At 35.5% G+C, this 12,017-nt stretch carries 10 protein-coding genes; 4 read left to right on the top strand and 6 right to left on the bottom strand.

The window, feature by feature from the left end; genetic code table 11:
* Positions 1-214 precede the first annotated feature (214 nt).
* Positions 215-1,558 carry an ammonium transporter gene (locus RTY06_RS07045; RefSeq protein WP_312823827.1) on the bottom strand — a complete coding sequence of 448 codons (1,344 nt, stop codon included), beginning with the start codon at positions 1,556-1,558 and terminating at the stop codon, positions 215-217.
* A 175-nt stretch (positions 1,559-1,733) separates the two neighbouring features.
* Here RTY06_RS07045 and RTY06_RS07040 point away from each other — a divergent pair, with 175 nt between their 5' ends.
* On the top strand, positions 1,734-1,922 hold the full coding sequence (locus tag RTY06_RS07040; protein WP_116031857.1) for a hypothetical protein: 189 nt from the start codon (positions 1,734-1,736) through the stop codon (positions 1,920-1,922).
* A gap of 35 nt (positions 1,923-1,957) precedes the next feature.
* On the opposite strand, the gene lipA is transcribed toward RTY06_RS07040, so the two are convergent.
* Together lipA and RTY06_RS07030 are read right to left on the bottom strand one after the other, a co-directional pair.
* Positions 1,958-2,812, bottom strand: a complete 855-nt coding sequence (lipA, locus tag RTY06_RS07035; protein WP_312823825.1) for a lipoyl synthase — start codon at positions 2,810-2,812, stop codon at positions 1,958-1,960.
* Positions 2,813-2,827: 15 nt separating this feature from the next.
* Positions 2,828-3,385 (bottom strand): sigma-70 family RNA polymerase sigma factor, encoded by a 558-nt coding sequence (locus RTY06_RS07030; RefSeq protein WP_312823823.1) that lies wholly within the window; start codon positions 3,383-3,385, stop codon positions 2,828-2,830.
* Between the two features lie 213 nt (positions 3,386-3,598).
* Between RTY06_RS07030 and dapF the strand changes: the two genes are divergently transcribed.
* Genes dapF through RTY06_RS07015 form a run of 3 tightly spaced genes read left to right on the top strand, consistent with a single transcriptional unit; the run spans position 3,599 to position 8,027 of the window.
* Positions 3,599-4,372 carry a diaminopimelate epimerase gene (gene dapF / locus RTY06_RS07025; RefSeq protein WP_312823821.1) on the top strand — a complete coding sequence of 258 codons (774 nt, stop codon included), beginning with the start codon at positions 3,599-3,601 and terminating at the stop codon, positions 4,370-4,372.
* A gap of 12 nt (positions 4,373-4,384) precedes the next feature.
* Positions 4,385-5,410, top strand: a complete 1,026-nt coding sequence (mltG, locus tag RTY06_RS07020) for an endolytic transglycosylase MltG (protein WP_312823820.1) — start codon at positions 4,385-4,387, stop codon at positions 5,408-5,410.
* Positions 5,411-5,441: 31 nt separating this feature from the next.
* Entirely contained in the window at positions 5,442-8,027 is a 2,586-nt protein-coding gene (locus RTY06_RS07015; protein ID WP_312823818.1) for a TonB-dependent receptor domain-containing protein, read from the top strand.
* 165 nt (positions 8,028-8,192) lie between these two features.
* Here the strand turns inward: RTY06_RS07015 and RTY06_RS07010 are convergent, their stop codons facing one another.
* The 3 genes from RTY06_RS07010 to RTY06_RS07000 form a co-directional block, all read right to left on the bottom strand.
* The gene (locus tag RTY06_RS07010) at positions 8,193-9,389 is read right to left on the bottom strand and encodes an efflux RND transporter periplasmic adaptor subunit (RefSeq protein ID WP_312823816.1); all 1,197 of its coding nucleotides are present in this window, start codon (positions 9,387-9,389) and stop codon (positions 8,193-8,195) included.
* A 33-nt stretch (positions 9,390-9,422) separates the two neighbouring features.
* The gene (locus tag RTY06_RS07005; protein WP_312823815.1) at positions 9,423-10,691 is read right to left on the bottom strand and encodes an ABC transporter permease; all 1,269 of its coding nucleotides are present in this window, start codon (positions 10,689-10,691) and stop codon (positions 9,423-9,425) included.
* Between the two features lie 73 nt (positions 10,692-10,764).
* A complete protein-coding gene (locus RTY06_RS07000; RefSeq protein ID WP_312823814.1) occupies positions 10,765-11,994 on the bottom strand; it encodes an ABC transporter permease in 1,230 nt (409 codons plus the stop codon).
* Positions 11,995-12,017: the final 23 nt, after the last annotated feature.

Here is a 12,017-nt window from a genome sequence, read left to right as displayed (position 1 = left end):
AAATTAATATCAACTTTTAAAACGTGGAATCTTATGCAGCCCGACTTGAGCGGAAATCCTTTTTACGCAACAAAGTGGAGTGAAAAGATTGGGAGCGGAAGGCGGATTAAGCTGCCCAAACCTAACAAAGTGGTTCGACACAGTCAAATAAAAAACCTCGCTGTTAAAAAACAAACGAGGTTCTCTTCATATCAAAACAAAATCAAATTTCTAATTAAATAAGGCTTTCATCGTGTTGCGACAAATCCAGACCTATACTCTCCGAATCTTCTGTAACTCTCAATGGAATTATCATATCCGTCAATTTGTATAAAATCAACGCACCTAAAAAAGTAAACGCTGACACCAAAACCAAAGCCATCATATGATGCGCAAATACTTCGAATCCACCGTGAAGAAGACTTGCATTTTCGCCTTGAGCTAGAATTGCCGTAAGAATCATTCCCATAATTCCGCCAACACCGTGACAAGCAAAAACATCCAAAGTATCATCTACTTTTTTCAGTCGTTTCCAATTGCACATCAAGTTTGAAACAATTGCAGAAATAAATCCGATGAAAATGGCGTGAGGAATCGTTACAAAACCTGCAGCAGGCGTAATCGCAACCAATCCGACAACAGCTCCAATACAAGCGCCTAAAGCAGAAACTTTGCGCCCATTGACTCTATCAAAGAAAATCCAAGATAGCATTGCTGTTCCTGATGCAATAGTCGTTGTTCCAAATGCCATTGCCGCAGTTGCATTAGCCGACAAAGCTGAACCCGCATTGAAACCAAACCAGCCAAACCAAAGCATTCCTGTTCCCAATATTACAAACGGAATATTAGAAGGTTCGTGATGTGGATTCTTTCTTTTTCCAATCATCATTGCTCCTGCCAAAGCAGCGAATCCTGCACTCATATGAACCACAGTTCCACCCGCAAAATCCTTCACTCCGAAATATTTATTCAACAATCCGTCCGGATGCCAAACCATATGACAAAGCGGTGTGTAAATAATTAAATGAAACAAAACCATAAATAATAAGTAAGAAATAAACCTTACTCGTTCCGCAAATGAACCTGTTATCAAAGCCGGTGTAATGACCGCAAATTTCATTTGAAACAACGCAAACAAAACAAACGGAATAGTAGAAGCCATTTGACTGTGAGGCAAAACCCCAACGTTATTAAAAAACAAATATGATGTTGGATTTCCAATGAGTCCATAATGTTCACCATTAATTGTAATCCCAATCGAATCTCCAAACGATAAACTGAATCCTACAACAACCCAAACAATGCTAATCACACCCAATGCAATGAAACTCTGCAACATTGTTGAAATCATATTCTTTTTCCCGACCATTCCGCCGTAAAAAAAGGAAAGTCCAGGTGTCATCAATAAAACCAAACCGGAAGAAGCAAGAATCCAAGCAACATCTGAACCTACAATACTATCTTCTCCAAGAAAAGTTCCGGGTTTTGGTAAAGAAGTCTGTTCCGGCCAGAAAAGTGCAACAATTGAAACGATACTAATTATCACGAATGATATTATCCAGCGTTTTTCAATTTTCATATTTTAAAATTTTAACCCTGCAAATATAAAGGGTTAATTTGAATTAATTATAAAAACTAACACACAAACCCCTAATTTTTTATTATTAAAAATAAAATTTAACCAAATTAAACAACTCGTAAAGTTCGAAAATAATCAGGCATTAGTTTTGATATATTATCAATAAAAATAAATTATGAGACCAGATATTCCAAAACCAGACAGCGAAACCAACAAAGGTCCAATGATGGCAATTATTATTATTGTCGTTTTATTCCTTTTAGGATATTTTGTTTATATGATGTTTATCCCACAACAAGTGGAACAGATGAACCAAACGGACAAAGTACAGCCTACTGAACAAACAATAAATGACTCCATCTAGGAGTCATTTATATTTATCAATCGAAAATTATTTTCTTAATGAATATGTTTCTCAGCGTGATAAGAACTTCTTACCAAAGGTGAGCTTTCTACGTGACGGAAACCTAAGCTTCTTGCAAAATCTCCGAATTCATCAAATTCTTCCGGTGTAATAAAGCTTTTCACAGGAAGATGTTTTTTAGTTGGCTGAAGATATTGCCCAAGCGTAATCACATCTACATTGGCATTTCTGATATCCTCAATTGTTTGGAAAACCTCATCTTTAGTTTCTCCCAAACCAAGCATTACTCCTGTTTTTGTGCGGTTTTGTCCTGCTTCTTTCAAATATCTCAAAACATCCAAACTACGCTCATATTTTGCCTGAATTCTCACTTCTCTTGTCAAACGTTTTACGGTTTCCATATTGTGAGAAATCACTTCTGGAGCTACTTCTACCAATCTGTCAAGATGCTTTGTCATACCTTGGAAATCTGGAATCAGAGTTTCCATCGTTGTTCCGGGAGAAATTCTACGAACCGCATTCACTGTTTCGCCCCAAAGAATAGAGCCCATATCTTTCAAATCATCTCTGTCAACCGATGTCAAAACAGCGTGTTTGATTTTCATTAATTTGATAGAACGTGCCACTTTTTCCGGCTCGTCCCAATTCACGTCCATTGGTTTTCCGGTTTTCACACCGCAGAAACCACAACTTCTGGTACAGATATTTCCCAGAATCATAAAGGTTGCTGTTCCTTCACCCCAACATTCGCCCATATTTGGACAGCTTCCACTTTGGCAAATTGTGTTCAGTTTATATTTATCAACCAAATTTCTAAGTTCTCGGTAATTCTTACCTGTTGGCAATTTTACACGAATCCATTTGGGTTTTTGAGTCAATGTTTCTTCCATTCTGATTTTCTAAAATTAAAAATCTGTTTCGTCTTCTTTTAATAATTCGGCCAAGATTTTCTTAGCTCTCATTATTCTTACTTTTGTGTTGGCTACGGAAAGATTAAGTTCTTCCGCTATTTCTTTGATGCTTTTTTCCTCAAAAAATCTTAATCTTATGATGTCTTGATTTTTAGCATCCATTGTTTCTATGATTTTGATAATCTTTTGCTGGTCTTCTTCAGAAATCAATAATTCCTCCGGCGACCTTGCAAATTCGTTCTTTACGTTTTCCAATCCGTCGCTTGCATCTTCGTTTTCTCGGCTTTTTCTTCTCCAGAAATCGATGATTGTATTTTGAGCAATTGTCAAAATCCAAGTCTTGAATTGAAAATTGGGATCGAATAAATCCAGTTTGTTAAGAACTTTTGAAAACACCGAAACCGTAATCTCATCTGCATCATTTTCATCCTTCACTCTGTTCATCACAAAAGAAAAAACATCAACCCAAAACAGGTTAATCAATTTTGTTTGAGCTTTTTGATTCTTATCTCTAGCCTTGATGATGAGAGCGAGTAACTGGTCTTCTTTCATTTTTCAAAGAACAAAGATAGCTATATATTATTAAAAAATATGAATATCAAGAGATTGAGAATTTCTATTATTTTGAATGTAATTCTTTTGAGATTTAGAGTGATTTTAAATAACAAATATCAAGGCTGAATTATTTTAAAAGAAGTATTTTTACTGGCTTGATTTTGGAATAGAAAAATCACAATAAACAATTAAATATCAGACAAATAAATAATGAAATTTTATAAATATCAAGGTACAGGAAATGATTTTGTAATGATCGACAACCGTTTAGGAGAATGGGACGACTTATCTATCGAGAACATACAAAAGCTTTGTGACCGCAGATTTGGGATTGGCGCAGACGGATTAATTAAAATCAATTCAGCAGAAGGTGTTGATTTTGAAGTCGATTATTACAATTCTGACGGTTCCAAAAGTTTCTGTGGAAATGGCGCTCGTTGTTCTGTTGCATTTGCACATTTCTTAGATATTATTGAAGATAAAACCACTTTCACGGCTATTGACGGAATCCACGAAGCGGAAATCAAAAACGGAATCATCAAACTAAAAATGGGCGATGTAAAATCCATTGATACATACGGAGATGATTTTGTTTTGAATACAGGTTCTCCACATTATGTTAAGTACGTTGAAATGTTAAATAATTATAATGTTTACAAAATTGGTAACGAAATCCGAAATTCTGAAACTTATAAGAAAGAAGGAATCAATGTGAACTTTGTTGAGAAATTATCTGACAATGAACTTTTTGTAAGAACATACGAGCGCGGCGTTGAAGACGAAACTTACAGTTGCGGAACCGGAGTTACGGCTGTGGCTTTAACTTTTATGAAAAATAATAATCAAACGTTTGTTGGAGTCAAAGTTATGGGCGGACAACTAAAGGTTTATGCTGAAAAAGAGGGAGAAGGATTCAAAAACATTTGGTTAGAAGGTCCTGCTGTTCAGGTTTTTAAAGGAGATATTAATCTAGACAAAGCCTGATATTTTAAAGTTATGAAAAAAACAATTCTTATCATTTTTGTTGTTATAATTGCAATCCTTTGTTTCTTTGGATTGAGATTTTATAATAAATATCTTGGAAATAATGTGGAAAAAGAAGGCTTTGTTCTGATTCCGCATCATTCGAGTTATAAGCAGATTTTGGATTCTATTTCACCTTTCATTAAAAATAAAGAAAATTTTGCAAGTATTGCTGATGATAAAAACTTGAAAGAAAACTACAAAGCTGGACGATACGAAATCAAATCCGGAATGAACAACCGAGAAATCACCAATATGATTATCGCTGGAAATCAAACTCCGAATTCTTTCAGAATTAAAGACTTTGATGACGTTTATCAAATGATTGGACGCGTGACCAAGAAAACAGAAATTGATTCTTTGAAATTTGTTAAAAAACTGGACGAAATAGCCATTAATAAAGGTTATAAAAATGCTGAAGACCTCAAAAAATATTTCTTCAATAATACTTATGATTTTTTCTGGACCGTAACGCCGAAAGAATTCTTTGATAAATTCGAAAATGATTACAAGGATTTTTGGACTGCTGACAGAATCCAGAAGGAAAAAAAATCAGGATTAACAAGAGACCAGATTTACGCATTAGCTTCAATTGTTTATAAAGAATCTGGCGGAAAACCTGACGAACAAAGAACAATCGCAGGATTATATCTCAATCGCTATAAAAAAGGAATGAAGTTGCAAAGTGACCCAACGGTAATCTACGCAGTGAACAAAGCGAGTAATTTCACTCAACAAATCAAGAGAGTTTATTATAAACACTTGAAAGAACCTTCTCCATATAATACTTATGCGAACAAAGGAATCCCACCAGGACCGATTTGTATTGTTGATAAAAACTCAATAGATGCAGTTTTGGAAGCGGAAAACAACAACTATATTTTTATGTGCGCCGATCCTGCGAGATTTGGTTATCATAAATTCACAGATAATGATGCTGAACACGCCAAGAATGCAAAAGCCTATCAGGACTGGCTGAACAGCAAACAAATAAAATAAATAAAGAGCAAAAAGCGAAAAATAAACTAGAATGAAACGAACGGAAATTGTAAGTGTATTTCAGAAACGAATCTTTGGACTGGCATTAACTATCGGAGCAGCAAGCTTCGTTATGGCTCAGCAAAAAGTGACTATTTCTGGAAACGTAAAAGATGCAAATGGCGGAGTTGGATATGCATCAATAACTTTCAAAAATCAACAAAATTCACAATTGAGTGATGCAGCATTAGCAGATGTAGATGGGAACTATAAAGTGGATCTAGCTCCAGGAAACTACGATGTGAACATTGAAGCGGTTGACTATAAAAAATTCACCCAAACAATCCAAGTGGAGAAAGCTGGTGCGATTGCCCCTTTTGTCATTGTTTCAGACGGAAAAGCAAATCTGAATAATACAACCGATATTCAAGGAGTTGTAATTACAGCTACATCTACAAAACCTTATAAAGTTGAACTTGATAAGAAAACATATGATCCTTCACAGGATATTGTAAGTAAAGGAGGAAGTCTGCAAGATGTTTTATCCAATGTCCCTTCTGTTTCGGTAGATACAGACGGAACAGTTTCTATGAGAGGAAGTTCTAACGTAAGATTTTTAATCAATGGAAAACCTTCTGCACTTCTTGGAATAGATGACGGCGCAAATGCTTTACAAAGTATCCCGGCAGATCAAATCGAGAAAATAGAAGTGATTACCAATCCTTCTTCAAAATTCGAAGCAAGCGGAACTGCTGGTATCCTTAATATTATTCTTAAGAAAAATAAAAAAACAGGCTTCAATGGTAGTGTAATCGGTACTTTAGGATATCTTCCACAAACCAACCTTAATACAAGTCTTAGCTGGAGAAAAGGAAACTTTTCTTGGTTTCTGAACGGTGGCGGCGGTTACAGAGAGTCTAAAAACACCAATAGAAATGATAATTACTACAATAATATTACTACTATTGGGGACGAAACAGAATCTCACCAAAATTCTGAAATAAAGAATAAAAACAGCAATTATAACGCTACCGCAGGGATTGTTTATGACATAACCGATAAAACATCCGTTAATGCATCTGGAACTGTAAGAACATTTGAAAGTGACAACATTGGTAATATTGATTATAATTATCTATTATTCAATGCCCCGAATACTTACACATTGAGAAACACTACCGGAACTAATAATAATCTTGCGTTTCAAGGAGATTTTGGCTTAGATCACAAATTTGATGATAAGGGACAGAATCTTTCTTTATCCCTAAGTTTACAAAGAAACCGCTCCAACAACAATACAAACATCAAGGAATATGATGATTATAACACTGTAACATCTCTACAGAATCTTATCAGTCAAAGAACTGTCAATAAAAACATTGTTGCAAAAGCAGATTATGAATTACCAATCGGTGAAATTTCAAGATTAGAGGCTGGTTATCGTTTGGATTCCAATAGCAATAGTTATGACAATAATGTTCTGGAAAGTACAACTGCGTTCCCTACTTTGAGAAATCTGGGACTTTATACTTATGATGCTCAATACAAAGAATTGTTCAACGCATTTTATGTACAATTTAAAAGTAAAATTGGCAAAGTAGGTTATCAGTTAGGCCTGAGAGATGAGATATCCAATGTAACAATAGATTATCAAAATCTTTTAACGCCAGGATCCATAGGTTACACAGAGCCTGTCGTTGACAGAAAGAAGAATTATAATAACCTGTTCCCAAGTGTATTCTTAAGCTACGAGTTTGCCAAAGACAATCAACTATTAGTTAATTATACAAGAAGGATTGACAGACCAAGAGGTTTCTTTTTGATTCCGAATCCTAGCTACAATGATAACCAAAACATCTTTGATGGAAATATAGACCTTAATCCTTCCTATGTAGATTCTTACGAGGTAGGTTATAGTATTTCTAAAAAGAAATTCACTATCAACCCAACTCTATATTACAGACATCAAGAAGATGATGTAAAAATGTTGGTTTACAATACAAAAGAAAGTTATGAGGTGACTCCAGATGTGTTTAAAGACAGAATTGTTTTCCACACAAAACCAATCAATTTGGGGACTGATGACAGATTTGGTTTAGACCTTAACTTCAATTGGGATGCAACAAGCTGGTTAAAATTTATGGGTAACGTAGATGTATTTGGCTACAATACAAAAGGTAGTACGCTTTACCAAACTTTAGATAAAGATGGTAATGAAATTACCGACACGGCCAATTTCACAGGTAATGGGGTTTCTACCAGATCAAGGCTGACCACTACTTTCAAAGTTGACAAAACTCTTAACTTTCAGGTGCAAGGGTTTTTCAGAGGTGGACAAAAAACAGAATATCAACATAGAAAAGATATGTATGCTATTAACTTTGGTGCATCTAAAACTATTTGGAATGGAAATGGTACCATTGCTTTCAATATCCAGGATGTGTTCAATACCAGAGCAATGCAGTCTACCACTTATACCGCAAACAGCGTGAGAGATTCCTATATGCAATGGCAACCTAGACAATTCACAATGTCATTAACCTACAGATTCAAGCAAGGAGAAAAAGTTGAACAACCTAAACGTAAAAAAGATATCAACTCGAATGCATCTGGCGACGACCAACAGGGACCAATGTAATAATTCATCCGAAGAATGTAAAATTCAAAGAGGCTGTCTCAAAAGGACAGCCTCTTATTGTCATAGATATATAAATAGATTGTGATCAACACTGTTATTCTATAAAAAAATCCGTCTCGCTATAAAAACGAAACGGACTTTTTTAACAATTATAATTTTAAAGGTCTATTTCTTTTGTTCTTTCAACTCTTCTTTGTCTTTGTCAGAAGGGTTCCAAACTTTAACCTCAGCATTTTTATCAATTCCAGAAAGGATTTGAACATTGATTCCATCACTTGAACCTAGCTTAACATATACTTTTTTGAAACCGCCATTCGGTTGTTTTACTTCTACAAAAGCTTTGTTATTTCCCTTTTCATATTGAATAAGAGACTCATCCAAAAGTAATGCATTTTTCTGAGAACTCAATAATATTTCTCCATTTGCACTGAATCCTGCTCTGATGTATTCTCCGGTTTTGTTGAAAACATCGCCTTCTACCGCGAATTTTATCGTTCCGCTTTCCTCAGTTCCTTTTGGCGCAATCAAGGTTAATTTTCCTGGGAAAGATTTATTTTGAAGAGCACCGATTACGACACTCATATCCATCCCTTGCTTCAATTTTCCAGCTTGAGCTTCATCAATATCACCTTTAAAAATCAATGAATTAAGGTCTGCGATAGAACAAATCGTAGTTCCCGCATTGAAAGAGTTAGCCTCGATTACCTGACTACCCACTTTCACAGGAATTTCCAAAACAGTTCCAGCCGCTTTCGCACGAATCTGAGTCGTTGCCATACTTTGTAATTCCGGAGTTGCTCCTGTTCTTACGATTTGTAATTGTTTCTGAGCGGCATTCAGTTGTTGAACAGCTAGCTTTTGTTGTTGGATTGTAGTTTGCAATTGTTGCTCAGCTGTGATATATTCTTGTTTAGAAATCACACCTTGCTTGTACAACTTCGCTTGCATCTCGTATTGTTTCTGCTGATTATCAACGTTTACTTTTGCATTGGCTAACTGAATCTGAGTATTATTAACCTGCATTGTTGCGTTGTTCACTTCCGTAATATTAGGCACAATTCTGATCGTTGCCAACAATTGTCCAGCTTCCACTTTATCTCCTTCATCTACATTGATGCTTTGGATAATTCCGGCAATGTTTGGTTTGATTTCGATTTCTTCACGAGGTTCTATTTTCCCTGTCGCCATTACTTTGTCATCCAAGTTTTTGATGCTTGGTTTTCTAGTCAGGAAGACTTCGTTCTCAGCTGAATTGGACTTGATAAGATAACCGATTCCGCCAACAAAAGCCAGCACAAAAATAATTCCCAAAACGATGGTCATCAATTTTTTGAATGTAAATTTCTTTTTTTCTTTTTCCATTATATAGAAATATAGTTTGTTTATTATTAATTTTTATTCAGTTCTTAATGCTTCGATGGGTTTGATTTTTACCGCTCGTTGTGCCGGAATCAATCCGATTACCAATCCTAGAAAAATCATTATTCCCATTGCTGAAAAGACATTCCCGTAATCTACAGTTGGATTACTGAAAGGGAAAGCATCATTGTTCATTGTTGCAATATTTAAGATTATTAGAAGGAAAATTCCCGATAAAAATCCCAACAAACCTGATGACAAAGTAATCACCACACTTTCCAACAAAATCTGATTTCGAACTTCTGCCGGTTTTGCACCCAAAGCTCTTCTGATTCCTATTTCCTTGGTTCTTTCTTTTACTGTAATTAATAAAATATTAGAAATAGCGATAACACCTGCTAGGATTGTCAATGTTCCTACAACTATTGTCAGTAACTGCATTCCTGTAAGAAACCCTATTACTTTTTTGAATTCTTTAGCGAGGTTGAAAGTCCCAAAAGCATTAGTATCTTCTGGCGAAACGTGATTGATTTTTTTCAATTCGTCTTTCACTTTTGTTTCAACTATTGCAGCTTCTGCATTGGGTTTACCAACGATAGCCATAAAGCCAATTTTATCCCCTTCATTGTACATCCCAGAATAAGTAGAAAACGGAATATACGCACCATTATCACTTTCCATTCCTCCACCTCTTGGAACTCGGAAAACACCTATAACGTTGAAAAATATACCTTTCAGATTGACTAATTTACCAATCGGATTTTCATTTTTTTTGGCATCAAATAGATTTTTATAAATCTCCTCTCCTATTACAATTACTTTCTTTTTCCCTTGGATATCCGCATCATTGATAAATCTTCCGAACAATAATTTCTTCTTAGAAATCTGATTACCTACAGGAAAATCTCCGGTAATCATATACGTATTTTTCTTTCCGTTTCTGGAGATCTGCTCCCCTGCTGTTCCAAAATTACCTCTCACACTCTGAGGAGAGATATAATCTACTTCCGGAATCTTCTTCGTAATGTAATCTATATCTTTCAGATGGAGATCCATTTTTCTACCTTTTGCAAAGCCCTCGTAAGGGATATTGGTACTTTGTGGCCAAAGAAATATTGAGTTGGTTGCAAAGCCTGAAAATAACTTATTAAAACCATTCTCCATACCTTTTGCCGCACCTAATAAACTCACATACAAAAACATTCCCCAACCTACGCCTATCATTGTAAGAAACGTTCGGAGCTTATTATTCCGAAGGGAGTAATAAATTTCCTGCCAAGTATCTCTTTTGAAAAGTATATTCATTTTAGTTGATAGTTGATGGTTTTTAGTTGATAGTTTAGGATTCTTTTATCTTGGTTCTTTATTCTTGGTTCTTTTAATCTGTTCTAAGTGCTTCAATTGGTTTTATCTTAGAAGCTTTGTAAGCCGGAACAAATCCTGCGATAGCACCGGAAAGCACCAAACAGAAGAATGCAGCAGCAATTAATCCCCAGCCTACTGATGGCTCTGTGATGAAGAAATCTTCTAGGTTATTTCCAATTAATTTCAAAGCCAAAACACCTAATCCTACTCCAACGAATCCAGAAATCACAGTAATCACAATACTTTCTTGTAAAATCAAAGCCACAATTCCTGCTGGTTTTGCACCAATTGCTTTTCTTACACCAATTTCCTTAGTTCTTTCTTTGATGATGTAAACCATTATATTACTGATTCCAATGATTCCCGCCAACAAAGTTCCAAGCCCAATAAACCCAACAACAGCAGTAATTACAAACAAGAAGGCGAAAGAATCTTGCGTGTTTTTCGCATTGTTACTCACTCTTATTCCTTGTTGGTCATCAGGAGAAATACTATGTCTAGCTCTGATATTTTTCTCTAATTGGTCTCCATATTTTACACCTTCGTCCGGCGTCATAGCTGGATTATAAGAAAGCATTACCGTGCTGATAGTATCAGAACTTTTCTTCATTTGTTGCAATGTATGGAGTGGAATAGAAATATGTCGTTCGTCCCAATCACCTCCTGGATCAGAGAAAACGCCAACAACTTTGAACATCGTTCCATTGATTTCTAAATCTTTTCCAATCGGATTTCCATCACGGATTAGATCTCGCCAAACCATTCTTCCAATGGAAGCTACATTTTGTTTCATCTCGTTGTCTCGTTCGTTGATATAACGTCCGTCAATCATTGTTCTGTTTTCTAGAAATTTTTCGTCTCCTAGAACGCCATTGATTTGATAACTGCCACTTTCCTTACCATATTTAACCGTAAGACTGGTTGTATATCTTGGCGAAGCATATTCTAGTTTACCATCGCTTTCTTTTACAATAGCATCAAAATCATCATTATTAAAAGTGATGGTTCTATCAGACTGCAAACCCGCGTAAGGAATCGTGGTTTTTCCGCCCCAAATCATTATCAGATTAGTGGCATCTCTTGTAAAAGCTTTCGCAAAACTATTATTAAGTCCATTTCCAATTCCAAATAAAACAATGAAAATGAAAAGACCCAACGCAACCGTAAAACCAGAAAGTACCGTTCGCAATACATTACTACGAATAGAACTAAATATCTCTTGCCAGCGGTCTAAATCAAACATTTTCTTTAATTATTAATGATGAA

Source organism: Epilithonimonas sp., from assembly GCF_032055105.1.
Taxonomy (GTDB): Bacteria; Bacteroidota; Bacteroidia; order Flavobacteriales; family Weeksellaceae; genus Epilithonimonas.
The sequence above is the reverse complement of the archived record's forward strand: the minus strand, read 5'-3'. Positions and strand labels throughout refer to the sequence as shown.

Bases quoted from the DNA above. Each gene is read 5' to 3' on its own strand.
- RTY06_RS07040 (WP_116031857.1), top strand. From the start codon at position 1,734: ATGAGACCAGATATTCCAAAACCAGACAGCGAAACCAACAAAGGTCCA.
- lipA (WP_312823825.1), bottom strand. From the start codon at position 2,812: ATGGAAGAAACATTGACTCAAAAACCCAAATGGATTCGTGTAAAATTG.
- RTY06_RS07045 (WP_312823827.1), bottom strand. From the start codon at position 1,558: ATGAAAATTGAAAAACGCTGGATAATATCATTCGTGATAATTAGTATC.
- dapF (WP_312823821.1), top strand. From the start codon at position 3,599: ATGAAATTTTATAAATATCAAGGTACAGGAAATGATTTTGTAATGATC.
- mltG (WP_312823820.1), top strand. From the start codon at position 4,385: ATGAAAAAAACAATTCTTATCATTTTTGTTGTTATAATTGCAATCCTT.
- RTY06_RS07000 (WP_312823814.1), bottom strand. From the start codon at position 11,994: ATGTTTGATTTAGACCGCTGGCAAGAGATATTTAGTTCTATTCGTAGT.
- RTY06_RS07015 (WP_312823818.1), top strand. From the start codon at position 5,442: ATGAAACGAACGGAAATTGTAAGTGTATTTCAGAAACGAATCTTTGGA.
- RTY06_RS07005 (WP_312823815.1), bottom strand. From the start codon at position 10,691: ATGAATATACTTTTCAAAAGAGATACTTGGCAGGAAATTTATTACTCC.
- RTY06_RS07010 (WP_312823816.1), bottom strand. From the start codon at position 9,389: ATGGAAAAAGAAAAAAAGAAATTTACATTCAAAAAATTGATGACCATC.
- RTY06_RS07030 (WP_312823823.1), bottom strand. From the start codon at position 3,385: ATGAAAGAAGACCAGTTACTCGCTCTCATCATCAAGGCTAGAGATAAG.